Origin of the sequence: Nonomuraea sp. NPDC049158 (assembly GCF_040648335.1) — a bacterium.
In the GTDB taxonomy this organism is placed as follows: domain Bacteria; phylum Actinomycetota; class Actinomycetes; order Streptosporangiales; family Streptosporangiaceae; genus Nonomuraea.
In genome coordinates this window covers 80,583-104,189 of sequence record NZ_JBEZDM010000028.1, presented here as the reverse complement: position 1 = coordinate 104,189, position 23,607 = coordinate 80,583, and the positions used below count along the sequence as shown (strand labels likewise).

General features: G+C 68.4%; 26 protein-coding genes. 16 read left to right on the top strand and 10 right to left on the bottom strand.

Annotation, left to right across the window (positions count from 1 at the left end):
• Nucleotides 1-79 precede the first annotated feature (79 nt).
• The 10 genes from AB0B61_RS41700 to AB0B61_RS41655 are packed head-to-tail and all read left to right on the top strand — an operon-like array spanning nucleotide 80 to nucleotide 5,349.
• A complete protein-coding gene (locus AB0B61_RS41700) occupies nucleotides 80-559 on the top strand; it encodes a hypothetical protein (RefSeq protein ID WP_358444535.1) in 480 nt (159 codons plus the stop codon).
• The gene (locus tag AB0B61_RS41695) at nucleotides 559-1,704 is read left to right on the top strand and encodes an SRPBCC family protein (protein ID WP_358444532.1); all 1,146 of its coding nucleotides are present in this window, start codon (nucleotides 559-561) and stop codon (nucleotides 1,702-1,704) included. Before AB0B61_RS41700 ends, AB0B61_RS41695 begins: the two co-directional genes overlap by 1 nt.
• 59 nt (nucleotides 1,705-1,763) lie before the next feature.
• A complete protein-coding gene (gvpJ, locus tag AB0B61_RS41690; protein WP_358444529.1) occupies nucleotides 1,764-2,168 on the top strand; it encodes a gas vesicle protein GvpJ in 405 nt (134 codons plus the stop codon).
• A 1-nt stretch (nucleotide 2,169) separates the two neighbouring features.
• The gene (locus AB0B61_RS41685; protein WP_358444526.1) at nucleotides 2,170-2,979 is read left to right on the top strand and encodes a GvpL/GvpF family gas vesicle protein; all 810 of its coding nucleotides are present in this window, start codon (nucleotides 2,170-2,172) and stop codon (nucleotides 2,977-2,979) included.
• Nucleotides 2,980-2,985: 6 nt separating this feature from the next.
• Nucleotides 2,986-3,258 (top strand): gas vesicle protein GvpG, encoded by a 273-nt coding sequence (locus AB0B61_RS41680; protein WP_358444524.1) that lies wholly within the window; start codon nucleotides 2,986-2,988, stop codon nucleotides 3,256-3,258.
• A 4-nt stretch (nucleotides 3,259-3,262) separates the two neighbouring features.
• The gene (gene gvpO, locus AB0B61_RS41675) at nucleotides 3,263-3,652 is read left to right on the top strand and encodes a gas vesicle protein GvpO (protein WP_358444521.1); all 390 of its coding nucleotides are present in this window, start codon (nucleotides 3,263-3,265) and stop codon (nucleotides 3,650-3,652) included.
• Between the two features lie 17 nt (nucleotides 3,653-3,669).
• A complete protein-coding gene (gene gvpJ, locus AB0B61_RS41670) occupies nucleotides 3,670-4,047 on the top strand; it encodes a gas vesicle protein GvpJ (protein WP_358444694.1) in 378 nt (125 codons plus the stop codon).
• Entirely contained in the window at nucleotides 4,037-4,837 is an 801-nt protein-coding gene (locus AB0B61_RS41665) for a GvpL/GvpF family gas vesicle protein (protein ID WP_358444518.1), read from the top strand. The genes gvpJ (AB0B61_RS41670) and AB0B61_RS41665 overlap by 11 nt, the downstream gene beginning before the upstream one ends.
• Nucleotides 4,827-5,036 (top strand): gas vesicle protein, encoded by a 210-nt coding sequence (locus AB0B61_RS41660; RefSeq protein ID WP_225296244.1) that lies wholly within the window; start codon nucleotides 4,827-4,829, stop codon nucleotides 5,034-5,036. Before AB0B61_RS41665 ends, AB0B61_RS41660 begins: the two co-directional genes overlap by 11 nt.
• A gap of 19 nt (nucleotides 5,037-5,055) precedes the next feature.
• The gene (locus tag AB0B61_RS41655) at nucleotides 5,056-5,349 is read left to right on the top strand and encodes a gas vesicle protein K (protein WP_358444515.1); all 294 of its coding nucleotides are present in this window, start codon (nucleotides 5,056-5,058) and stop codon (nucleotides 5,347-5,349) included.
• Here the strand turns inward: AB0B61_RS41655 and AB0B61_RS41650 are convergent.
• The 4 genes from AB0B61_RS41650 to AB0B61_RS41635 form a co-directional block, all read right to left on the bottom strand.
• A complete protein-coding gene (locus AB0B61_RS41650) occupies nucleotides 5,346-5,981 on the bottom strand; it encodes an aminoglycoside phosphotransferase family protein (protein WP_358444513.1) in 636 nt (211 codons plus the stop codon). The two genes, AB0B61_RS41655 and AB0B61_RS41650, sit on opposite strands and share 4 nt — an antisense overlap.
• 355 nt (nucleotides 5,982-6,336) lie before the next feature.
• Complete coding sequence (locus AB0B61_RS41645; protein WP_358444510.1) at nucleotides 6,337-7,794, bottom strand: DHA2 family efflux MFS transporter permease subunit; 1,458 nt, start codon at nucleotides 7,792-7,794, stop codon at nucleotides 6,337-6,339.
• A 78-nt stretch (nucleotides 7,795-7,872) separates the two neighbouring features.
• Nucleotides 7,873-8,358: a MarR family winged helix-turn-helix transcriptional regulator gene (locus tag AB0B61_RS41640; RefSeq protein WP_358444508.1), complete on the bottom strand. Its 486-nt coding sequence runs from the start codon at nucleotides 8,356-8,358 to the stop codon at nucleotides 7,873-7,875.
• 26 nt (nucleotides 8,359-8,384) lie between these two features.
• Nucleotides 8,385-9,188, bottom strand: coding sequence for an AfsR/SARP family transcriptional regulator (locus AB0B61_RS41635; RefSeq protein ID WP_358444505.1), 804 nt, complete (start codon nucleotides 9,186-9,188; stop codon nucleotides 8,385-8,387).
• A gap of 231 nt (nucleotides 9,189-9,419) precedes the next feature.
• Here AB0B61_RS41635 and AB0B61_RS41630 point away from each other — a divergent pair, with 231 nt between their 5' ends.
• Nucleotides 9,420-9,635 (top strand): DUF397 domain-containing protein, encoded by a 216-nt coding sequence (locus AB0B61_RS41630; protein ID WP_358444502.1) that lies wholly within the window; start codon nucleotides 9,420-9,422, stop codon nucleotides 9,633-9,635.
• 103 nt (nucleotides 9,636-9,738) lie between these two features.
• Here AB0B61_RS41630 and AB0B61_RS41625 read toward each other — a convergent pair whose 3' ends face one another.
• Both AB0B61_RS41625 and AB0B61_RS41620 read right to left on the bottom strand, forming a co-directional pair.
• Nucleotides 9,739-10,611, bottom strand: a complete 873-nt coding sequence (locus AB0B61_RS41625) for a helix-turn-helix transcriptional regulator (RefSeq protein ID WP_358444499.1) — start codon at nucleotides 10,609-10,611, stop codon at nucleotides 9,739-9,741.
• A 372-nt stretch (nucleotides 10,612-10,983) separates the two neighbouring features.
• Nucleotides 10,984-11,772 (bottom strand): MBL fold metallo-hydrolase, encoded by a 789-nt coding sequence (locus AB0B61_RS41620; RefSeq protein ID WP_358444496.1) that lies wholly within the window; start codon nucleotides 11,770-11,772, stop codon nucleotides 10,984-10,986.
• A 53-nt stretch (nucleotides 11,773-11,825) separates the two neighbouring features.
• Between AB0B61_RS41620 and AB0B61_RS41615 the strand changes: the two genes are divergently transcribed.
• Nucleotides 11,826-12,224 carry a MerR family transcriptional regulator gene (locus AB0B61_RS41615; RefSeq protein WP_357653741.1) on the top strand — a complete coding sequence of 133 codons (399 nt, stop codon included), beginning with the start codon at nucleotides 11,826-11,828 and terminating at the stop codon, nucleotides 12,222-12,224.
• Between the two features lie 93 nt (nucleotides 12,225-12,317).
• Here AB0B61_RS41615 and AB0B61_RS41610 read toward each other — a convergent pair whose 3' ends face one another.
• Nucleotides 12,318-13,502, bottom strand: a complete 1,185-nt coding sequence (locus AB0B61_RS41610; RefSeq protein WP_358444493.1) for a hypothetical protein — start codon at nucleotides 13,500-13,502, stop codon at nucleotides 12,318-12,320.
• Nucleotides 13,503-13,615: 113 nt separating this feature from the next.
• Nucleotides 13,616-15,151, bottom strand: a complete 1,536-nt coding sequence (locus AB0B61_RS41605; RefSeq protein WP_358444490.1) for a phospholipid carrier-dependent glycosyltransferase — start codon at nucleotides 15,149-15,151, stop codon at nucleotides 13,616-13,618.
• Nucleotides 15,152-15,340: 189 nt separating this feature from the next.
• Between AB0B61_RS41605 and rsmI the strand changes: the two genes are divergently transcribed.
• Both rsmI and AB0B61_RS41595 read left to right on the top strand, forming a co-directional pair.
• Nucleotides 15,341-16,189 carry a 16S rRNA (cytidine(1402)-2'-O)-methyltransferase gene (gene rsmI, locus AB0B61_RS41600; RefSeq protein ID WP_358444487.1) on the top strand — a complete coding sequence of 283 codons (849 nt, stop codon included), beginning with the start codon at nucleotides 15,341-15,343 and terminating at the stop codon, nucleotides 16,187-16,189.
• Nucleotides 16,190-16,199: 10 nt separating this feature from the next.
• Nucleotides 16,200-17,786 carry a phospholipid carrier-dependent glycosyltransferase gene (locus AB0B61_RS41595; protein WP_358444484.1) on the top strand — a complete coding sequence of 529 codons (1,587 nt, stop codon included), beginning with the start codon at nucleotides 16,200-16,202 and terminating at the stop codon, nucleotides 17,784-17,786.
• On the opposite strand, the gene AB0B61_RS41590 is transcribed toward AB0B61_RS41595, so the two are convergent.
• Complete coding sequence (locus AB0B61_RS41590; RefSeq protein WP_358444481.1) at nucleotides 17,722-19,266, bottom strand: hypothetical protein; 1,545 nt, start codon at nucleotides 19,264-19,266, stop codon at nucleotides 17,722-17,724. The two genes, AB0B61_RS41595 and AB0B61_RS41590, sit on opposite strands and share 65 nt — an antisense overlap.
• 99 nt (nucleotides 19,267-19,365) lie before the next feature.
• Between AB0B61_RS41590 and AB0B61_RS41585 the strand changes: the two genes are divergently transcribed.
• Both AB0B61_RS41585 and metG read left to right on the top strand, forming a co-directional pair.
• Nucleotides 19,366-20,589, top strand: a complete 1,224-nt coding sequence (locus tag AB0B61_RS41585; protein WP_358444478.1) for a glycosyltransferase family 2 protein — start codon at nucleotides 19,366-19,368, stop codon at nucleotides 20,587-20,589.
• A gap of 62 nt (nucleotides 20,590-20,651) precedes the next feature.
• The gene (gene metG / locus AB0B61_RS41580; protein WP_358444476.1) at nucleotides 20,652-22,433 is read left to right on the top strand and encodes a methionine--tRNA ligase; all 1,782 of its coding nucleotides are present in this window, start codon (nucleotides 20,652-20,654) and stop codon (nucleotides 22,431-22,433) included.
• Here the strand turns inward: metG and AB0B61_RS41575 are convergent.
• Nucleotides 22,378-23,601, bottom strand: a complete 1,224-nt coding sequence (locus AB0B61_RS41575; protein WP_358444473.1) for an FAD-dependent monooxygenase — start codon at nucleotides 23,599-23,601, stop codon at nucleotides 22,378-22,380. The genes metG and AB0B61_RS41575 overlap by 56 nt on opposite strands.
• Nucleotides 23,602-23,607 lie beyond the last annotated feature (6 nt).

Below are 23,607 nucleotides of genomic sequence, written 5' to 3'. Positions count from 1 at the left end.
TCATGTGTTTGTTTGTCTTTTTTGTGGGGCAGGTGGAGACCGGTTGTTCAGGCGAGCGGGAGGGCAAGGAGCGCTGGTCATGAAGGACAAAGTTCAGATAGGGCTGGCCATCGCCGCGGGCTACTACCTCGGCCGACGCCACAAGCTGCGGTGGGCGACCACGTTGGCCGTGGCCGGGGTGCTCAGCCGGCTGCGCGGCCAGGGGGGCCTGCTGTCGCAGGGGATCAAGATGCTCGGTTCGTCACCCGAGATGGACAAGCTCACCGGCCGCCTGCGTGGCGAGCTGATGGACGTCGGCAAGGCGGCAGCCGTGGCCATGACGAGCAGGCAGCTCGAATCGCTGACCTCGAGGCTGCACGAGCGGGCCGAGGGTCTGCGCCATCCAGGCGCGCCTGAGGAAGCGGCCGAAGACGAAGAGGACTACGAAGAGGGCTACGAGGAGGAGGAAGAGGAAGAGGCGCCTGAGGAGGAACCGCCCAAGCCGGCACGGAGAAGGAAGCCCAAGGCCGAGCCCGCACGCGCCACGCGGCCGGTCACCAGGACACGGAGGCGAGCTTGATGGCTCAGGTATCGAAGGCTGCTCGGCCCATCAAGAAGGTCACGGACGCCCTGCCGACAGACGTCAAGAAGGTCGCGGAAGCCCTGCCGACCGAGGCGCTCACCCAGGAGCTCAAGAACCTCGCACAGGCCTTCATCGAGCGAGCGCTGCAGTCCGTGAGCGACAAGGTCGAGGACATGGCGGGCCGGCTCGCCGATCCCGCGGCAGGTGGCGGAGTCGGCGGCCTGTTCAGCGCGCTCACCGGATCGGATGATTCCGGCGGCAAGTCCGCCAAGCGTTCGATGCTGGGTGGTGCTGTCAAGGGGGCCGTCAAGGGCCTGTTCGGGGGCATGACCAAGGGGACGAAGAAGCTACGGTTCGTCAACATCGCCGAAACGCTCGATATCGGTGCTCCCGTACGGGTCGTCTACAACCAGTGGACGCAGTTCCAGGACTTCCCGACCTTCATGAAGAAGGTGGAGCACGTCGAGAACGAGAGCGACGAGAAGCTGTCGTGGAAGGCACAGGTCTTCTTGTCCCACCGCAACTGGGAGTCGCACATCGTCGAGCAGGTGCCCGACGAACGGATCATCTGGCGGTCCAAGGGACCCAAGGGCTACGTCGACGGCGCGGTGAGCTTCCACGCCCTGGCGCCCAACCTGACCCGGGTCCTGCTCGTACTCGAATATCACCCGCGCGGACTGGTGGAGCACGTCGGCAATGTCTGGCGGGCGCCGGGCAGGCGGGTACGGCTGGAGTTCAAGCACTTCAGACGGCATGTCATGACGCAGAGCATGCTGCACCCCGACGAGATCGCCTCCGGCGGGTGGCGCGGCGTGATCCACGACGGCGAAGTCGTCAAGGACCACGAGACCGCTGCCCAGGAGGAGAAGGCCGCACACGAAGAGGAAGAGGAACGGCCGGAAGAGGAGCCGGAGGAAGAAGAGGGAGAAGAGGAAGAGGAACTGCCCGAGGACGAGTACGAGGAAGAGGAAGAGGAAGAGCCCGAGGACGAAGAGGAAGAAGAGGAGGAGCCGGAGGAGGAAGAGGAGGAGCCGGAGGAGGAAGAAGAAGAGCCCCCTCGCGCGGCCTCCCGAAGGCGGGGGCGCGACAAGGAGTCACCGGCGCGGCCGGTTCGTCGCAGGGCCGGTTCCCGGAAGACGTGACACGGGGCAGCGTCCGCGAAGACCGGCGGGCGGCGTCCGCGAAGACCGAGGGAGTAGTAATGACCGTGCAACCCGCGACAGGCGGAATAGCCGACCGTCCGTCTCCGTCGGGCCTGGCCGACGTCATCGACACGATCCTCGACAAAGGGCTGGTCATCGACGCCTATGTCCGGGTCTCACTCGTCGGCATCGAGCTTCTGACGATCGACGCGCGCATCGTCGTGGCCAGCGTGGACACCTACTTGCGCTACGCCGAGGCCGTGAACCGGCTGGATCTCGAGGAGTCCGGCGGAGAAGGGCTGCCCGAGATCATGCAGAACATGACACAGAGCAAGGGCAAGAACGTCACCCAAGGGGTCTTGGAAGCGGCAGGGGAGAAGCTGAGCGACTTCGCCGGCGAGCTTGGCGAAAAAGGCGAGAAACAAGAGACGCGCAGCCGGCGGCACGAGCGAGAGGAGCGCTGAAATGGCGCAATCTGCGGAAGCCGCGAATGCCGCCGGTCAGGATGTTCCTGAACAGGTCACCAAGAACGCCGGCGTCTACATCTACGGTCTCGTACCCGAGGACGTCGAGGTGTCCGGCGACGCGCGGGGCATAGGGGATGAAGCTCCAGAGATTCGGCTGATACGGCACGGCGAGATCGCCGCGCTGGTGAGCGACGTCGCGCCCGGCCGCCCGCTTGGCACCCCCGACGACCTGTTCCGGCATGGGGCCTTGCTCGATGCCACCGCAGCCGAGGTGCCCGTCATCCCGCTCCGCTTCGGCTCGGTGATGACGAACGAGAAAGCCGTCGTCGAGGAGTTGCTGACGCCTCACCACGACGAGTTCCGCAGCGCGCTGGACGAGCTGGAGGGACGGGCCGAGTACGTCATCAAGGGACGCTACGTCGATCAAGCGGTGTTCCGCGAGGTGCTGAGCGAGGTTCCGGAGGCCGCGCAGTTGCGTGAGCAGATCCAGGGGCAATCGGAGGATCTGACGCGGAACGCGCGGATCCGGCTCGGGGAGCTGATCAACCAGGCGGTCGTGGCCAAACGCGAAGCCGACACGCAGACGCTGGCCGAGGAGGTGGGCCCGCTCGCCACCCTCACCGTCATCCGGGAGCCGTCTCACGAACAGGACGCCGTCCACGTGGCCGTGCTCATGGAGACGGACCGGCAGGATGAGCTGGAGCGGGTGGTGAACGAGTTCGCCGATCGATGGTCCGGACGGGTGGAGATGCGCGTATTGGGCCCGCTGGCACCGTACGACTTCATCACCGCGCGGACTCAGGAGTGATGACGGGTGGGACTGATCAGCTTCCTCTTCGGCTGGCCGCTCGCGCCGGTCAAAGGGGTGATCCGGCTCGGCGAGCTGATCCAGGAGCAGGTGGAGCGGCAGACGCATGACCCCGCGGTGGTCCGGCGCCGGCTGGAGGAGATCGAGCAGTCCAGGGCCGCCGGCCTGATCTCCGAGGAGGAGGAGGCGCTGGCGATGAAGCAGACGCTCGAATCGATGATCGGCGCGCCTGGCCAGGCTGTCGTGCCGACAGGTGAGGAAGAGGAAGAGGAGGGGTGATCGCATGCCTGTCAGGCGCAGTGTCCGCGAAGAGCGGCCGGCCGGCAGCCAGGCACCAAGGCGCTCAGGGGAGGAATCCGAGGAGAGACGGACGGAACCACGTCAGAAACGCCGCCCACGCGGCCTGTCAGTGGCCGACGTCGGCGAAGCCGGTTTGGATAACATCGCCGATCTGGTCGCGGGCGAGCCGGAAGGCATCACGATGGTGAAGCCGATCGAGCGCGGCTGGGTGGTGAACGTGGAGGTCCTGGAAGATCACCGCATTCCCTCCTCCGGTGACATTCTCGCGCTCTACGAGGCCGAATTGGACCCGGAGGGAAACCTGCTGTCCTACCGGCGGATCCAGCGGTACCGGCGGGGCAGCGGCACCAACGCGGAGGGCGGTTCGCGATGACCGAGCCCGGCTCTGTGATGCGCCAGTCCAACGCCCCCGCCGGGCGGCTGTCCAGCCACGAGCCGGCGAACCTCGGCGACATCCTGGAACGGGTTCTCGACCGAGGCATCGTGATCGCGGGAGACATCCGCGTGAACCTCCTGGACATCGAGCTGCTGACCATCAAGCTCCGGTTGATCATCGCCTCGGTCGACACCGCCAGGGAGATGGGGATCGACTGGTGGGAACACGATCCATGGCTCAAGGGGCAGGATCAGGAGCTGCGCGAGGAGAACCGCAGGCTCCGGCGACGGCTCGCCGCGGCGGAGGAGGGCGCCGCGCTTCCGCGCGGGCCGACCGCGGAGGTCGAGTACGTCGACGAGCCAACGGCTGAAGTGGACGAGCATGATGGATAACGCGGGCACCTACCTGTACGCGGTCACCCGCGACGAGGGCTCCGCACTTCCCGAAGGCCTGAAGGGAGTGGCCGGCGAGGGGGTGCGCGCGATCACGCATGCCGGTCTCGTCGCGTACGTGAGCACGGTCCCGCTGGACCGGTTCGGCGAGGAGCCGCTGCGGCGGTCCATGGAAGACCTGGACTGGCTGGGCGAGACCGCTCGGGCGCACCATCGCGTGGTGGAGGCGGTGGCGCGGACGACGCCGACGGCCCCGGTCCGTCTTGTCACGGTCTACAGCGGCGAGGACCAGATCCGGGAGCTCCTGGACCGGCGACATGACGATTTCGCCGAGACGCTCGGGCGGATCGCCGACCGGCAGGAGTGGGGGGTCAAAGCGTACGTCGATCCGGCCGCGCCGCCGCCCGCAGAAACGGGGGAGGAGAGCGCGAGCAGTCCGGGACTGGCGTACCTCAAGAAACGGCAGGCGAGTCTGCGCAGTCGTGAGGAGAGCTGGCGCCAGGCGGCCGCGAGTGGGGAGCACATCCATGACGTCCTCAAGTCCGTGGCGGTCGCCAGCCAGCGGCATCGCCCCCAGGACCCGCAGCTGTCCGGTCGCGCGGAGTGGATGATTCTCAACGGCGCCTACCTGGTCGATCTCGACCGCGGTGCGGAGTTCGCACGGGTCGTCGACGGGCTGCGGGGCGAGGGAATCGACGTCGAGCTCACCGGTCCGTGGGCGCCGTACTCCTTCGCCGCCTTCGCCGAGACACCGGAAAGGCAGGGAGGGGGGACCGGCGATGACACTTGATGAGCCCCGAGGCGCGGTGCTCGCCCGGGAGGACCGGCTGCCGCCCGAACGCGTGGCACTGGTGGATCTCCTCGACCGGCTGCTGGCGGGCGGGGTCGTCGTGAGCGGGGACCTCGTCCTGTCCATCGCGGACATCGATCTGGTGCGCATCTCCGTACGCGCACTGATCATGTCGGTCCGGAGCACCGATGAGGAATGACCTCGAAAAGGCGTCATCGGTGCGGAAGGTGCCGTCGAGACGGCTGCGCATCGAGACCGACGCCGAGGCGGTGGAGCGCGACCTGTCGCGCCTGGTGCTCACCCTGGTCGAGCTCGTACGCCAGCTGGTGGAGCGTCAGTGTGTGCGCCGGATGGAGCAAGGGGACCTGTCGGACGAACAGATCGAGGCACTGGGCGTGACCTTGATGCGACTGGAAGAGGCGATGACCGAAATGTGCGACAAGTTCGGTCTAACGCCCTCCGACCTCAATATCGACCTCGGACCGCTGGGGACCCTGCTTCCCCGGGACTAGCTGTCGGCGAGGACCTGCGCCAGCGCGTGTGAGGCCTGGCGGATCATGCCGGGGTTGGTCTCCCAGTAGTACGGCAACGCGATCACCGCCTGAGCGAGCGCCCAGCCGCGGCCGCGTACCCAGGACGCGTCGTCGACGCCGAGTTCGCGCCGGAATCGCCGGCGGCTGTCGCCCGCGAACACGTTCCACGCGGGCAGGAGGTCACAGGCGGGGTCGCCCACGTTGAGGCCGCCGAAGTCGATGACCGCCGACAGACGGCCGTCGACGACGAGCAGGTTGCCCGGGAGCAGATCGCCGTGCAGCCAGACCTCCGGGCCGTCCCACGTCGGGGCGTCCAGCGACTCCTGCCATGAGCGGAGCGTGGCGTCGCCGTCTATTCGGTCGCCGAGCCGGGCGATCGACTGACGGACGGACGCGTCGCTCTCCGCGAGCGGGCCGCCTCGGCTGTGCGGGGAGCGGGGGAACGCGCCGGTCGTACCGATCTGACGGAGCGCGGTCACGAACGCCGCGAGATCGACGGCGGCCTGGTCCAGGTCGTCGATCGTGCCGTTGGCGTTCGCGCCGGGCAGCCACTCGTACACCGACCAGTCGTAGGGATAGCCCTCGGCCGGACGCCCCATGACCAGTTGCACGGGAAGCGCGAGGGGGCAGGTGCGGCGCGAGCTTCGGCAGCCACTCCGCCTCCTTCGCCGCCTGCTTGGTGGCCCACTCGATACGCGGGAGCCGAGCGACCAGGTGGTCACCGAGCCGGTAGATGTCGTGATCGGTTCCGTACGAGTCGACTGGAGCGATCGGCAGCTCGGCCCAGCGCGGGAACTGCCCGGCGAGCAGCCGACGCACGAGTGCGACGTCGGTCTCGATCTCGTCGGCGTGCATCTTGGTTGCGCTCATCGCCGTCATTCTTGGTGAACCGCCTTGACCGTCGCAACGGAGTTTCGCCTTGAGCACGCGACAACGGCCGGGACCGGCCCGGCCGTTGTGGTGAAGTCAGGCTGAGGTGAGCACGGCCGGGTCCTGGGCGGTGGCCGTGGCATCCCGTTCGGTCCGGCGCAGCACGGTGAGTGCCACGATGAAGGCGGCCACGAGCAGCGCGGCGGAGATGGTGAAGGCCACGTGATAGCCGCCGGTCAGCGCGACCGCCTGGCTCTGCCCGGCGGACAGCAGATCCTCGGTACGGGAGGCGGCCAGCGTGGACAGCACCGCGACGCCGATCGCCATGCCGACCTGCTGGGTGGTGTTGAACAGCCCGGAGGCCAGGCCCGCGTCGTCGGCCTTGGCGCCGGACATGCCGAGCGTGGTCAGCGCCGGCAGGACCAGGCCGCCGCCCGCGATGAGCAGCATGACCGGGAGCAGGTCGGTGACGTAGTTCGCGGTCACCGGGACGCGGGTGAGCCAGCCCATCGCCGCGAGCAGGAGCGCCAGGCCGACCAGCAGGACGCGGCGGACGCCGAAGCGGGTGTTGAGCCGGGCGGAGACGAACAGCGACACGGCGCCGATGGCCACCGCCGCGGGCAGCATCGCCAGGCCGGTGCCGAGCGCGCTGTAGCCGAGGACCTTCTGCATGAAGAGCGCGACGATGATCTGGAAGGCGAACATGGCCGACAGCGCCAGCATCTGGACCAGGTTGGCACCCGAGACGGTACGCGAACGGAAGATCCGCAGGGGCATCAGCGGGGTTCTGGCGGTCGCCTGGCGGATGACGAAGGCGGCCAGCAGGGCGAGGGACACCGCGCCGAGGCCGAGGGTGTGCGTGGCGAGCCAGCCGTACTCCTCGATCTTGACCACCGTGTAGATGCCCAGCATCAGGCCGCTGGTGACCAGGACGGCGCCGATGACGTCGGCCCCGGCGGCGAGTCCGGCCCCGCGGTCGCCCGGCAGCGCGCGGATCGCCAGCGCGATGGTGGCCAGGCCGATCGGCAGGTTGATGAAGAAGATCCAGTGCCAGCTGAGCGCATCGGTGATGACCCCGCCCAGAACCTGGCCGATCGAGGCGCCGGCGGCGCCGGTGAAGCTGAAGATGCCGATCGCCTTGGCGCGTTCGGCGGTCTCGGTGAACAACGTCACCAGGATGCCGAGCACGACCGCGGAGGCCATCGCGCTGCCCACACCCTGCAGGAACCGGGCGGCGATCAGCAGGCCGGGCCCGGTCGCCGCGCCGGCCAGCAGTGACGCGGCGGTGAAGACCGCGTTTCCGGCCAGGAACATGCTTTTCCGGCCGATGAGGTCGCCCAGCCGGCCGGCCAGGAGCAGCAATCCGCCGAAAGCGATCCCGTACGCGTTGACGATCCAGCTGAGCCCGGCGGGCGAGAAGCCCAGATCCCGCTGCATGGCCGGCATCGCGACGGTCACGATGCTGCCGTCCAGGACCGTCATCAGCATCGCGGCGGACAGCACTATGAGCGCCAGCCAGCGCGATGGTTGGGGGGAAGGTGCGGTATATGACATGGCCATCTCCTGCTCGAAAGGCGAACAAGAGGAACCATAACAGATAGTCCCGTTGCAGACTATATGCCTCGGACCTTTTTAGCCCTTCTGCCGAGCCCTTCGAACCCCTTGCGGCGCCTCGGCGGGGGTGGCCAGATGCCCCGTGGCCAGGCGGTTCATGGCTCGCAGCAGCACCTCGGCCTCGTCCTCGGGCAGCGCGTCCAAGGCCGCCCGGTGTACGCCATCGACGATCGTCTGGCTCTGCTTGGCGACCTCCGCGCCCTTTTCGGTGACGGCGATGATCCGGGCCCGCCGGTCCGTGCTGGACGGGCGGCGCTCGGCGAGGCCCGCCTTCTCCAGGGCGTCGACGGTGACCACCATCGTGGTCTTGTCCATGTCGCCGAGCTCGGCGAGCTGGATCTGCGTGCGCTCCTCTTCCAGGGCGTGCACGAGCACGCAGTGCATCCGCGCCGTCAGCCCGATCTCCGCCAGCGCCGCGGCCATCCGGGTCCGCAGGATGTGGCCGGTGTGGTCCAGCAGGTACGACAGGTCCGGCGCGGTGCGGGAAGGGGCCATGGCAGTCATGTCGTCCAGTTTAGCAATTAGTTCCGTTATGGATTATCCCGATGCTTCGCGTCGCCCTTCCTGGCGGCTTCGGCCACGCGGCGGACGGCGCTCTTGTCGGCCTCGCCGGGCGCTCCGGAGGGCGCGAATCCGGGCGAATCGCCGAGGGCAGGGTCCTGGCTCAGGATGCGCTGATGGAGGCGCTCGATGTCCGGGCCCGGGTCGGCACCGATCTCCTCGGCCAGCCGCTTCCGCAGGGCGGCGAACGCGCCCAGGGCCTCCGCCGGTCGGCCGGCGCGGTGGCAGGCCAGCATGAGCAGGCCGGTCAGCTGCTCGTCGGGCGGCCCGGCGGTGGCCAGGTCCAGGATCTCGGTGACGAGCAGCGCGTGGTGCCCGAGCCGCAGCTCGGCCTCCAGGCAGTCGATCACCGCGGCTCGGTGCTCCGCCAGCAGCTTGGCCCGGGCGTTCGCCGCGGACTGGCCGGTCAGGCCGCTGAGCGGCTCGCCGGGCCGCAGGCCACGGGTGCCCCACTGCCGAAGGGCGTCACGCAGGATCGGTACGGCCTGCGCGTCGTCACGCCCGATCAACGGCCGCGCCTCGTTCACCAGATCGCGGAAGCGGTAGACGTCGACCTGGTTCCGGTCGGCCAGCAGCCGGTAGCCGCCCTGGTACTTGGGCAGCATGTCGCCCAATTTCGGCCCGGTGGAATGTCCCAAATGGGCGCGCAGGTCGCTCGCATAGTGCTGGATGACTTTGCGTGCGCTGCTTATCGGCTCCGCGCCCCAGATCTTGTCGATCAGCTCCTCCATGGTGACCGGCCGGGCCCCGGCGAGCAGCAGCAAAGCCAGCATCAAACGTTGTTTTCGGTCACCGACATAAACCCGCACACCGTCCCGGTAAGCCTCCACGCCGTTCAACAATCGAAACTGCATCGGTCCACTCCTTCGTACTGCGCGTATTGGATATGACTAACGGCGTTCATAGAATTCCTATGGCAGACCAACGGCGCGGCACCGAGCCGATACCCAGGCCGACCAAACAGCGGGCGGCACAAGGCTCCCCGGACGAACAGGAGAGAAATAATGGGTACTGCCAAGGAGAGCCGGTCGCCGCGCGCCGCATGGTTCAAGGCGACCTTCAGTGACAACGGCGGCGGCTGCGTTGAGGTCGCGTTGGGTGAGAACGTGGTCGCGGTTCGCGACTCCAAGGACCCCGAGGGGCCGGTCCTCTACTTCAGCGGTGAAGAGTGGGGCGCGTTTCTCGCCGGGGTGCACGCGGGCGAGTTCGAGCTGAGGTGAGACGGGGTCATACCCGGGAAGGACGTCGGGTCGCCGTGTCCCCGGGGAGTGCGCGAGGTGCCCGCTCTCCGGGGATGGGCGGACGGTCGTGCGCAAGGCGGGGTCACCGATCCGCGGCGCGGACGTCGGCGCTGATCGCGGCGAGGAAGTCCCGCGCCGCGTCGCCGAAGACGGCCATCTGGCTCAGCAGGGACCACTGCCGCTGATAGACCGCGATGTCGTCGGCGTGGCCGGCGGACAGCCTCACATGCGCGACTTCTATCTCCACAAAAGTATCCGCCGCGCTGCCGTCGCTCTCGTAGAGGGTGAAACCGTGCGGGGGGCAGACAAGCGCTTCCGTGTTGTGCGGTATCAAGCCGATGGAGACGTTCTCCAGGGTGCTCAGCGAGGCTATCCGGTCCAATTGGGCGAGCAGGAGTTTGGCCGATCCCGGGCGGCACCTCAGCGCCGCCTCGGTAATGAGGAATTCGAAACGCCGGCTTTCCTCATACAGGGCGAGCTGCCGTTGCAAACGAGCCGCGACGGCCATGGACAGGTTGCTCTCGGTGTACGGCGGGTCGAAAAGCGCGAAGATGCGCCGGGCGTACTCGGCGGTCTGCAACAGCCCCGGGACGACGGTGGGCTGGAATCCCCGCACCAGCTGCGCCTGGTCCTCCTGCTCCCGGATCTCGTCCTGCAGGTGCGCCTGACGCTGGAGCGCGGCCCGCCAGCTGTGCATCTCGGTGAAGGCCGCCTCGGTGAGGTCCGTCAGCCATTCCCGGGTCTGACTCGAGGCCTCCACCGCCTCGCCCCACGCCGTCACCTCTGGCAGTGAGGGGATCACGCTCCCCGACTCGATGCGGGAGACCTTGGACTGGCTGATGCCGACCCGATGGGCCAGGTCGCGCCCGGATATCCCGGCCAGGTCGCGCAGGCGCCGCAGCTCCGTGGCGAGACGCTCACGCTTGGTGCGCTGTTCCGCGCCGTCACCGTTCATCCGCTCCGCACCCTCGACAGCATCCGGCGCACCATTCTCTACGAACCAGTTTGATGCCAATTGATGATGCACTAAATCAGCTAATGTCGCACACGTCAAACTGGTAGGTGGTGCCCGGTCCTGCCATGGTTGGGGGAGAGATGGCTGGTCCACGCGCGGGAGTGCTCACTTCGGCGGGACGGCGGAGTGATTCACGGTGATTCAGAGGGGGCGAGCCCGGCTTCGGCGGGAGCCAGATGGGCTGGGCGCGACGGGCTCGGGGCCCGGCCACCGCGTTCTGCGCGCCGCGGTGGCCGGGCAGCCAGAGGTACGCGCGCGGGCGACAACCGGTTCATGCCCAGTAGAGCGCGCCCTACGACAACTGACCAGACCTCAACTCATGCGGTGCAGCTCCCACGGGTCGTGGGCGGAGAACACCTCCACCCCGTGCACGTTCGCCAGTTCGCGCAGCCGGGCCTGGCTTGTCAGCCGTGACCCCTCGTCCACCTGCGAGTCGAGCTGCACGATGTCCATCAGCGGATGCGTTCGCGGGTCGTCGGCCGACAGCTCGCGGTGGTAGAAGTAGGCGTCCCCGGCGTGCAGCAGCCATCGGTCGCCGTCCCTGACCGCCACACCCGCATGGCCCACTGTGTGCCCGGCGAGCGGCACCATCAGGAAGTCCGGCGAGAACGTCGAAGGCCGCACCCCCTCGACCCCGTTCCAGGTGTCGCCGGTGCCGGGATAGGTGACCCAGCGCGGGCCGTGCGCCCAGTGGCCGGGGCGGTAGCGGCGGTTCGGCGCCTCGGTCAGGGCCGCCTGCAGCTCGGCCGCCATGACGTGCACCTCGGCCTGCGGGAAGTCGGGCAGCCCGCCGCTGTGGTCGACGTCCAGGTGGGTCAGCAGGATGTGCCGTACGTCCGCCGGGTCGTAACCGAGGGCGGCGATCTGCTGGACGGCGGCCTCCGCCGGCCGGAGCTCGGGGCCGACCAGCTCGACCCACTCGGCTTCGAGCAGTTCGCCGGGCCGCGTCACGTCGTCCAGTCCCAGCCCCGCCTCCACCAGGACGAGCCCCGAGTCGGGGGTCTCGACCAGCAGGGCATGGCAGACGGCGGGCGCGGAGGGCAGGGACTCGGTCGAATCGATCTCGCGCATCGAGCCGAGATTCAGGTGATGGATTGTCATGTGTCCTAGACTGCGACTTGAAGCGCGGTTCAAGTCAAGTCAAGGAGCGGGCTGTGGACGAGACGTTGCTCGATATCGGTGAGGTGGCGCGGCGGTCCGGGCTCGCGCCGTCGGCCCTGCGGTTCTACGAGCGCAAGGGGCTCATCACGGCCGACGGGCGTAACGGCCTGCGCCGGACGTACCTGCCCGAGACGCTCGAACGCCTGGCGCTGGTCACCTGCGCGCGTGACGCCGGGTTCACGCTCACCGAGATCGCCGCGTTCCTGCGGGCCGGGCCGTCCGACGCCGTGTTGCGTGAACGGATGGCCGCCAAGGAGCGCGAGGTCGACGAGCGGATCGCGCAACTCACCCGGCTACGGGACAGCCTGCGCCACGCGGCGGTCTGCGACCACGACCCGTTCGTGGAGTGCCCCGACTTCAAGCGGGCCATCCGGCGCGTCAGCGTCCCGTAGCGGGGCCCTGGGGGGTCCGTCACACGACCGCCTCGGTCCCCGTGACGGTCCGTCGTGGCTGGGGTCTCTAGGGAGGGATGCCCCCTCCGGGGGTCAGCCTGCGCTCACGTACTGCCTCGGGCGTAGGGCGTGGGCGCGGAGGGCGGCCAGGGCGGCGAGTTGGCCGGAGCGGGTCACCCGTACGGCGAGGTCGTCGGCGAAGGCCAGGCCGAGCGCCTTGAGTTGGGCGACCAGGTCGGTGACCGGCGTGGCGACGTCCTCAAGGCTCGTCGCGGGATGCCAGCCCTCGCCGCCGACCACCTCGGCCACGCGCTCGCGCAGCTCGGTGGGCGACATCAGGGCGCCGTCGGCGAGCAGCATGAGCGCGGCCTCACGCGCCGAGAGCTCGAACTCGTGCTCGCCCTTCGCCAGGAGCAGCTTGGTGACCGCGTCCCACATGGCCTCGGGGGAGTCGAGCAGCTGCCGGCCGTAGTCGGTGATCGACAGCCGGACGCCGGAGCGGCTGATCGCGCCCAGCTCGCGTTCGGCCAGCTCGCGCAGCCGGAGTGCCTCCGGTGAGGGAGCCAGGCGCATGGGGAGGCTGCCTTCGGAGGCGGCCAGCGACAGCAGGCCGTGCAGCGCGGGCAACTGCTGGACCGAGACGGGAGCGTGCAGCCGCACCTCGAACGGCTGGGCCAGCTCGCGCCGGGCCGGGCCGCGGCCGAGCACCCAGCGGTTGAGCCGTTCGCCGTGCACGCGGTGCAGCCAGCTGTCGCCGCCCAGCTCGGTCCGTGGCGCGGTCAGCCAGCGCTTGGTCAGCGCGCCGGGATCGACGTCGTCGCCCGAGACGATCGCCAGCTCCAGCGCCGCGGAGCAGGCGACGTGCGCGCCCAGCTCCTCGGGGCCCATGATCATGCTCCATTGGAGGTCGGGTACGTCGGGCGGGAGCACGCCGGTGGCCTCGAGCGCCACCTGGTAGGCGCTGGTGCCCGCGTCCTCGCCCTCACGGGCATAGGTGCGCAGAATCTTGGCCGTGATCGCCGATTCGCACAGCCCGGCATAGCGCTCCAGCCCGCCGACCTGCAGCAGCCGCCCGAGCGCGCGGGCCAACCGCTCATGGTCGCCACCGACCTTGAGCGGCAGTGTGTACCAGAGGAACTCGCAGACGTCGAGCTGCGTAACCGTCTCCAGCGGCTCCCCGCCCGTCAACCACTCCACAGCGGTCCTGGCCTCTTCGGCCAGGTCCGGCTCGGAGCGCTCCAACTCGGCGAGCAGGGCGGTGACGTCTGGTGCACTCATGCCTCGAAGTTTGCCGTATCGACCCCGGGCCTGACGATGACCGAAACCGGTGCGTATTGGGTCTTGCACTGCGACTACCCTATGAAATTAGTAAATATGGAACTGTGACCGGGTCAAATCCACCGCTTGTCGAAGAGCATCCGTGCCTTCCACTCGGTGTAGGGGATCAGCTCGGCGGACAAAACCGGATGCAGCCACCAGAAGTTGATCAGTGCCAGTAGTGCGAACGCGCCCACGGCCGCAGCCCCGAGCGTACGTCTCAACGGTACAGCCCCACCCGGTGTCTTCGCTGAGGGGCCTATCAGCAAACCCGCGCACAGCGTGATGGCCAGCACCATGAACGGCACCATCGGCACCGCGTAGAACAGGAACATCGTGCGGTTCTCGGTGATGGCGAAGTAGAACCAGGGCAGCCAGCCCATCGCGTAGGCCAGCAGCACCGCGCCCGCCCGCCAGTCCCGCGTGGCGACGTACCAGGCGATCAGGGCGATCAGCGCGACCAGCGCGCCGAACCAGATCACCGGGGTGCCCACGCCGAGCACGGCCTCGGCGCAGTCCTTCGCGCCGCAGGCGCCGCCCTTGTTGCCCTCGTAGTAGAAGGCGACCGGGCGCAGCAGCAGCGGCCACTGCCACGGATCCGACATGTACGGATGTGAGGTCGCCAGCCCGCTGTGGAAGGAGAAGACCTGCCACTGGTACTGCACCCATGACCGCATCGAGTCGATGACGAAGTAGATCGGGCCCGATGAGGTGGCCTGGTCCCAGTTGCGGCCGTAGCCGGCCGCGCTGACGAACCAGCCGGTCCAGGTGGCCATGTACGTCACGAACGGGGTCAGCGCGAAGGCGACCAGACCGGTCGGCACGTCCTTGGCGAAGGCGCCGGAGTAGGGATTGCGCAGGCCGACGGCCCGCCGCGCGCCGAAGTCCCACAGCAGGCTCATGACCGCGAAGGCGGCCAGGAAGAACACCCCTGACCACTTGACCCCCATGGCGGCACCGAGGCAGAGGCCGGCGGCGATCCGCCACGGCCGCAGCCCCAGCCAGGGCCCCTGCGGCGACAGCGGCGAGGTCTCGTACCAGTCGACCAGCCGCTCCCGCGCCCGGTCGCGGTCGACCACCAGGCAGGCGAACCCGGCCAGCACCCAGAACATCAGGAAGATGTCCAGCAGCGCCGTACGCGACAGCACGAAGTGCAGCCCGTCGAGGGCCAGCAGGAGCCCGGCGAAGCAGCCGAGCAGGGTCGAGCGGGTCATCCGGCGGGCCACGCGGGCCAGGACCAGGATCGACAGCGTCCCGATCACCGCTGCGGCGACCCGCCAGCCGTAGGGGTTCATGCCGAACAGCCACTCGCCCACGCCGATCATCCACTTGCCCAGGGGCGGGTGGACCACGTAGGAGGCGCACTTGTCGAGCGTCGCCTCCGTGCACTTCTGCCAGATGTCGGTGTTGCCGGCGATGAGCGCCTTGTCGGCATCCTTGATCGTGACCCGCTCCACGAGCCACGTGATCAGCGAATAGCCGTCCTTGGCGTAATAGGTCTCGTCGAAGACGACCGCGTTGGGGTGGCCGAGCCCCATGAAGCGCAGCACCCCGCCGAACACGGTGATGAACAGCGGCCCCAACCAGCCCCACAACACGCTGCCGCGCATCGGCGGGACCATCCGATCTCGGATGGATCGCGTCCCGGGACTGCTCTCGTCCGCCGCCGGTTGGCCACTTGACTGGCCAAAGGTTTCGTACGGGAAATCGGTCACCGCCATTCGGACATCGTACGGGCCTCAAGCCAGTGCTTACCCAGGAAACAGGGTCTTATCGGGATGCCCTGCCACAATGGCCGGGTGACAGTAAAGGGCAGGTTGGTGCTGGCAGGGGCCCCCATCGGGCAGGCGGGCGACGTTTCGCCGCGGCTGCGCGAGGTGCTCGAGAACGCCGACGTGGTGGCGGCCGAGGACACCAGGCGCCTGCGCAGGCTGGCCGGCGACCTCGGCGTGGAGATCCGCGGGCGGGTGGTCTCCTACTACGACGCCAACGAGGCCGGACGTGCGGCGGAGCTGGTCGAGACGCTCAAGCAGGGGCAGACGGTGGTGGTCATCACCGACGCGGGCATGCCGGGCGTGTCCGACCCCGGCTACCGCCTGACGCACCTGGCGGTCGAGGAGGGCATCACGGTCACCGCCCTGCCGGGTCCGAGCGCCGTCACCACCGCGCTGGCCGTCTCGGGCCTGGCCAGTGACCGGTTCTGCTTCGAGGGCTTCCCGCCGCGCAAGCCCGGAGAGCGCGCTCGCCGCCTTTCGGCGCTGGCGAAGGAGGAGCGGACGATAGTGTTCTTCGAGGCGCCCCACCGGCTCCAGAGCGCGCTGGAGGCGATGGCGGAGGCCTTCGGTCAGGACCGGAGGGCCGCCGTCTGCCGCGAGCTCACGAAGACCTACGAAGAGGTACGGCGCGGCGGCCTGGGCGAGCTGGCCGCGTGGGCGGCGGCGGGCGTCAAGGGTGAGATCACCGTCGTGGTCGCCGGTCACGTCGCGGCCGACACCGAGCCCGATATCGAGTCATTGGTGGCCGAGGTGGACCGCCGCGTGGCCGAGGGGGAGCAGCGTAAGGCGGCCGTCGCCGACGTGGCCAAGGAGGCGGGTCTGCCCAAGCGGGAGCTCTATGACGCGGTTCACAGGAGATCGTCCACGCCATAGGGTGCGCATCGTGAAGAAATGGGGGATTTCCGCACAGCGGCTGGTCCCGCCGATGCAAGGGGGCGCCCTCTGGGGGTGGCTGGGGCCGATCGCGGTCGCCCTCTTCGGCGGATTATTGAGATTCGTCAGGTTGAGCGAGCCGAGGGCCATCGTCTTCGACGAGACGTACTACCTCAAGGACGCCTACTCGCTGCTCAGGTTCGGTGTCGAGCGGGTCACGCTCGGCGACTCCAAGAACCCGATCGCCGACCGCCGGCTGATGAGCGGCAACCTCGACATCTTCAAGCACTGCCCGAACACGACCGACTGCGCCTCGTTCGTCGCCCACCCGCCGCTGGGCAAGTGGATGATCGGGCTGGGGGAGTGGCTGTTCGGCGTGAACCCTTTCGGCTGGCGGTTCGCCGCGGCCGTGGTCGGGACGCTGTCGATCCTCATCCTGGCCCGGCTGGCGCGGCGGATGACCCGCTCGACGATGCTGGGCTGCCTGGGCGGGCTGCTGCTCTCGCTGGACGGCCTGCACCTGGTGCTGTCGCGTACGGCGCTGCTGGACATCTTCCTGATGTTCTGGGTGCTGGCCGGGTTCGCCTGCCTGGTGGTCGACCGCGACTGGTCACGGCAGCGGCTGGCCGACTGGTACGACAGCTCGCCGCTCACCCCGACCGGGCCGCCGCTCGGCCTGCGGCCATGGCGGATCGCCGCGGGCCTCTGCCTGGGGGCGGCCTGCGCGGTGAAATGGTCAGGGATCTTCTTCTTGATCGCGTTCGCGGTCATGAGCCTGCTGTGGGACATGGGGGCCAGGCGGGCCGTCGGGCTGCGCAGTCCCTACTCCGGCGCCTTGGCCAAGGACATGCCGTCGGGGCTGGCCGCGCTCGGGCTGGTGCCCGCGCTGACCTTCGTGGCCTCGTGGGCGGGCTGGTTCGTCACCGCGGGCGGCTACGGGCGCAATTGGGACCAGGCGACGTCGTCGGGGCCGCTGTTCTTCGTCGTCGACTCGATGCGATCGTGGCTGAAGTACCAGGTGCAGGTGCTCGGCTACCACACCGGGCTGCACGAGTATCACCCGTACATGTCGGATCCGTGGACGTGGCCGGCCTTGTTCCGGCCGGTCTCCTTCTTCTACCCGACGGACCTGCCGCGTTCGGCGTGCGGGGCGGACAAGTGCTCGCAGGCCGTGCTGGGGGTGGGCACGCCCGCCCTCTGGTTCGCCGCCATGCTCGCCCTACTGGGACTCATCGCCTGGTACGTCGCCACGCGCGACTGGCGGGCCGGGGCGGTGCTGCTGACCTTCGCCGCCGGCTGGCTGCCGTGGTTCTACTACGCCATCGCCGACCAGCGGACGATGTACCTCTTCTACATGATCCCCGTGGTGCCGTTCATGGTGCTGGCGCTCGTCCTGGTCGCGGGGCTGGTGATCGGGAAGGAGAGCGCCCCACCCGCGCGCCGGGCGGTGGGGGCCGCGGTCGTGGGGGCGTTCACGCTGATCGTCCTGATCAACTTCTGGTGGCTCTACCCGGTGCTGGTGGCCGAGACGCTCACACAGGCACAGTGGTGGGCTCGGATGCTGACGCGGGCTTGGGTCGTACCCGCGCCCAAGTGACGCCGTGGCGCAGCGTGATCGCCGCCGCGATGCAGGCCAGGGGGACCGCCGGCAGGACGTAGCGGTAGTCGAACTCCGCCGTCGCGGCGGGCGCCAGCAGCAGGCCGAACGCCCCGAGCCAGGGCAGGATCACCGGCCCGCCGAACCGGCGCCAGCGGACCACCGTGCCGTACAGGCCGATCAGCATTACACCGCCCAGCACGATGCCGGGCAGGTAGACCACCTGCTGGTAGCCGCTCATGATCTGCGCGAAGGGCGCGACGATCTTCGTCTCGGGCGGGCCCTGCTCGTAGGTGTAGGCGTCGGTGTCCGTGCGACCCTGATAGGAGGGCCACTGGGGCAGTCGCTTGGGATTGCCGCTGTCATCCAGCTCGTAGAACGGGATGAAGCGATACATGTTGTACGTCTTCTCGTCCGGGAAGCGCGGCCTGCCCCAGTTGAAGGCGCGGAAGAAGTCTCGCGCCACCACCTTCAGGTAGTCGCCGGGCTGCGAGGTGATCGCCCGCGTGGCGAACGCGCTGGCGGCCTCGTTGGTGATGTCGGTGAACTTCTTGCCCGCGCCCCAGCGGTGCAGCACCTCACCCGTGCCCTGGCCGTCGCCGTTGCCCTGGCCCCAGAGGTACCACTGCGCGTAGTCCTTGCGCTGACCGACCGGATCGTTGATGCACAGGAGCAGCATCTGGAGCTCCCGATATTTGTCGATGTGCATCTTGTTGCAATCGGCGAAGATCGCCGTGCGCATGTAAAGGATGAGCCCGTCGCTGTTGGTCATCGCGAATTTACCGAAGTTTGTGGAGAACCACCCCATGTAGGCGACGACCGGGATCGCGCAGGTCATGATCACGGCCACGATCGCCTTCCACCCGGTCCGCTTGATGAGCAGATAGGCGACGACCAGGGCGAGGATGGGCAGGCCGATCGAGCGGGTGAGCGCGGTGAGCGCGAGCAGCAGCCCGACGATCACGCCCAGCTTCCACGACATCCGCCGGTTCCACAGGACGATCGTGATCACGCCCACGACCAGCAGCGTGAACAGCGTGTCGGACATGATGAGCTGTTCGAGCTGGATCTGGTAGGCGTCGAACAGGACCGGGACGGCCGCCAGCGTCGCCCCCCACTTCGGCAGCCCGAACTTCGCGCGCACCAGCGCGTAGATGAGCGCGCCCGTGGCCAGGCCCATCAGGTGCTGGGACATGGTCACCAGGGTGAAACTGTGGAACGGCTTGAGCAGCAGCAGCCAGAATCCGTAACCGTCGGGCCGGATCGGGTGCGGCCTGGGGTGCAGCGCCACGGATACGTACTCGTAGGAGTCGTTGAACCACATCGCCGGGCCGTAGCCGAGCATGGTGATCAGCCGCAGCACCCCGCCCATGGCGAATGCGGCGGCGAACACCCGATGACGGCCGACGAACGCCCATGCGCGCGCTATCCGGCCAGGGGCGGAGGGGTCCACAGGGGTCATCTCCGCAGCGCTCACCATGCTGTAAAGAATGCCAGTCGTTTTTAGGACTTGACCCGACCATCCTCGGGCACAGGGCATGATGGTGGGCTGGAAGAGCCTTAACTGAAGGGTTGAGACGTGGAACTGACGGTGGTCATGCCCTGCCTCAACGAGGCGGAGACCGTGGAAGTCTGTGTACGCAAGGCACTGGCGTGCATGGAAGAGCACGGCATCGAGGGCGAAGTCCTGATCGCCGACAACGGCAGCACGGACGGCTCGCAGCAGCTCGCCCGTGACGCCGGTGCGCGTGTCGTCCACGTCGATGAGAAGGGCTACGGCAACGCCCTCATGGGCGGAATCCGGGCCGCGCGCGGCAAATACGTCATCATGGGCGATGCCGACGACTCCTACGACTTCACCTCGTTGCTCCCATTCGTCGAACAACTGCGCGACGGTGCCGATCTCGTGATGGGCAACCGGTTCAAGGGAGGCATCGCCCCCGGCGCCATGCCCCCGCTCCACCGCTACCTGGGCAACCCGGTGCTGTCGTTCATCGGCCGGCTGTTCTTCCCGTCGGCCATCGGCGACTTCCACTGCGGCCTGCGCGGGTTCAGGCGCGACTCGATCCTGCGGCTCCAGCTGCAGACCGGCGGCATGGAGTTCGCCTCCGAGATGGTCGTCCGCTCCACCCTGTCCGGCCTCGACGTGCGCGAGGTGCCCACCACGCTGTCGCCCGACGGCCGCTCCCGGCCGCCGCACCTGCGCTCCTGGCGTGACGGCTGGCGCCACCTGCGCTTCCTGATGCTGTACAGCCCCAAGTGGCTGTTCTTCTATCCCGGCATCCTGCTGATGATCATCGGGCTGGTCGCGGGCACGGCGCTGACGTTCGGCCCGGTCGAGATCGGCGAGCTGGCCTTCGACGTCGACACCCTGGTCGGCGCGTCGGCGGCGGTGGTGATCGGCTTCCAGGCGGCGTTGTTCGCGCTGTTCACCAAGGTCTACGCGGCCGAGGAGGGCTTCCTGCCCGAATCGCCACGCGTCCGCCGGCTCATCGACATCGTCACCCTGGAGAAGGGCCTGGTGGTCGGCGGGTTGCTGGCAGTGGCCGGTCTCGTCGGTCTGGTGATGTCGCTGGTGCACTGGCAGGTCCGCAGCTTCGGCTCGCTCGACCCGCGCGAGTCGCTGCGCATCGTCGTGCCCTCCGCGACGGCGCTCATCATGAGTTTCCAGACCATCTTCGCGGCGCTGTTCATCAGCATCCTGGGCATCCGCCGCACCCGCGAGAGCTCGATCGACGCCGCCGCCAAGGTGGCAGAGGAGGCGGCCGAGGCCGTGTCCCGCGAGGAGTCCACGACGCGCTGATCATCCGCCTCGTGCCGGTATTCGGTACGAGGCGACCGTGGTCGCACCGTAGGCTTGGGCCTATGTCCCAGCACATCTTGACCGCCGTAGCGTGGCCGTACGCTAACGGCCCTCGCCACATCGGGCACGTATCCGGATTCGGCGTGCCGTCCGACGTCTTCAGCCGCTACCAGCGGATGGCGGGCAACAAGGTGCTGATGGTGTCCGGCACCGACGAGCACGGCACGCCCATCCAGGTGCAGGCCGACAAGGAGGGCGTGACCGCCCGCGAGCTCGCCGACCGCTACAACCGGGTGATCGCCGAAGACCTGACCGGCCTGGGGCTGTCCTACGACCTGTTCACCCGCACGACGACGAAGAATCACTACGCCGTCACGCAGGCGATCTTCAAGGGCCTCTACGACAACGGCTACATCTTCCCCAAGACCACGATGGGCGCGATCTCCCCGTCCACCGGACGCACCCTGCCCGACCGTTACATCGAGGGCACCTGCCCCATCTGCGGCTACGACGGTGCCCGCGGCGACCAGTGCGACAACTGCGGCAACCAGCTCGACCCGATCCAGCTCATCAACCCCAAGAGCCGGATCAACGGCGAGACCCCGATCTTCACCGAGACCGAGCACTTCATGCTCGATCTGCCCGCCTTCGCCGAGGTGCTCGGCTCCTACCTGCAGTCCAAGCAGGGCGAGTGGCGGCCCAACGTGCTCAAGTTCGCCCTCAACCTGCTCGGTGACCTGCAGCCGCGGGCGATCAGCCGCGACCTCGACTGGGGCGTGCCGATTCCGCTCGACGGCTGGCGCGACCAGCCCAACAAGCGGCTCTACGTCTGGTTCGACGCCGTCATCGGCTACCTGTCGGCCTCCATCGAGTGGGCCAAGCGCTCCGGCGACCCCGACGCGTGGCGCCAGTGGTGGCAGAATCCCGACGCCCGTGGCTACTACTTCATGGGCAAGGACAACATCGTCTTCCATGCCGAGATCTGGCCCGCGATGCTGTTCGGCTACAGCGGTCAGGGCGCCAGGGGCGGCTCGCCGGGGGCGCTGGGCGCGCTCAACGTGCCGTCCGAGGTGGTCTCCAGCGAGTTCCTGACCATGGAGGGCAAGAAGTTCTCCTCCTCGCGGCAGGTCGTCATCTACGTCCGCGACTTCCTGGCCCGCTACGACGCCGACGCGCTGCGCTACTACATCGCCGTGGCCGGTCCGGAAAACCAGGACACCGACTTCACCTGGCAGGAGTTCGTCAACCGCAACAACGGCGAGCTCGTCGCGGCCTGGGGCAACCTGGTCAACCGGTCGATCTCCATGGCGGCCAAGAACTTCGGCGCGATCCCCGAGGCCGGTGAGCTGACCGACGCCGACCGGGCGCTGCTGGAGCGCTCGCGCAACGCCTTCGGGCCCGTCGGGGCGGAGCTCAACCGCTCGCGGTTCAAGAACGCCATCACCGAGGCGTTCGACGTGGTCCGCGACGCCAACCGCTACCTGGCCGAACAGGAGCCGTGGAAGCTCAAGGACGACGCGGAGCGGCAGAAGTCGATCCTGCACGTCGCCCTCCAGGTGGTCGACGACGCCAAGACGATGCTCACGCCGTTCCTGCCCGGCTCGTCCAACAAGGTCCACGCGATGCTCGGTGGCGAGGGCGTCTGGTCCGGCATGCCGGAGATGCACGACGTCGACGAGGACGGCGGCACCCCCTACCCGGTGATCACCGGCGACTACCAGGGGGCGGCTCAGTGGGAGCACCGGCAGATCAAGCCGGGCACGCCGCTCGCGCCGCCGGTGCCGCTGTTCAAGAAGCTCGACCCGAAGGTCGTGGACGAGGAGCTGGCCCGGCTGGCCGACTGAGGTCATAGTCCTTGAGCGTGATGGCGCTGGCCGTCTTCCGTGCGGTCCGCGCCATCAGCCCGGTAAAGGGCAGATAGGGCATCAGCTTGTAGTTCTGGTTCATGAACCACCGCATGAACCTGGTCTCCGGCACCATGAACTTGCTGACCCCCTCGCCGGACTTCTGGCAGGTGAGCACGTAGTCGCGCATGGCCGCCTCGTACCCGGCGAAGGCGGTCCGGTGGTCGCGGGCCGCCGCCAGCTCGCCCGCGAGCACGTACGCGCCCACCATGGCGAGCCCGGTGCCCATGCCCGACAGCGGCGAGGGGCACCAGGCGGCGTCGCCGAGCAGCACGATTCGGCCGTGTGACCAGCGGTCCATGCGCACCTGGGCGATGGCGTCGAAGTAGAAGTCGTCGGCTCGCCGCATGTCGCGCAGCAGCCGGGGAGCCTCCCAGCCGACACCCGCCATCGCCTGTTCCAGCAGTTCCTGCTGTCGGCGGGTGTCGTGGCGGTCATAGGTCAGCTCCGGCGAGCCGAACCAGAACATGGCCTTGGCCTCGGCGTTCTGCCTGGAGCTGTAGAGGGCGACCATCTTGCCCGGTGTGTTGTAGGCGTGGCCGCTGTGGTCGAGGCCGAGATAATTCTCCGTCGTGAAGACCGCGCAGTACAGGCCCAGGTACGAGATGAACTCCCGTTCGGGGCCGAAGGCCAGCTCACGCACCTTCGAGTGCAGGCCGTCGGCGCCGACCACCAGGTCGAAACGCCGGCTCGGACCCCGCTCGAACGTGACCGTCACCCCGTCGGCGTCCTCGTCGAGCGCGGCGATGGAGTCGTGGAAGATGTACTCGGTGTGGTCACTGGTGCGCTCATAGAGGATCTTGGCGAGGTCACCGCGCAGGATCTCGACGTCGCCGGCGAACAGGTCGGCCGGCAGGGCGCTCAGCTTCTTGCCCGCCTCGTTGACGTTCCACATGGCGCCCATGTTGGTCTGCTGCCGCTGGACTTCGCCGAGTATGCCCATCTTGCGGAGCACGGTCAGGTGGGCGTCGCCGCGGAAGTCGACGGAGTAGCCGCCCTCACGCAGGGCGGGCGCCCGTTCGACGATCGTGGTGGAGTGTCCGGAGCGGTTCAGCCAGTAGGCCAGAGCGGGGCCGGCGACGCTGGCGCCGGAGATCAGGATGTCCATGCCGAC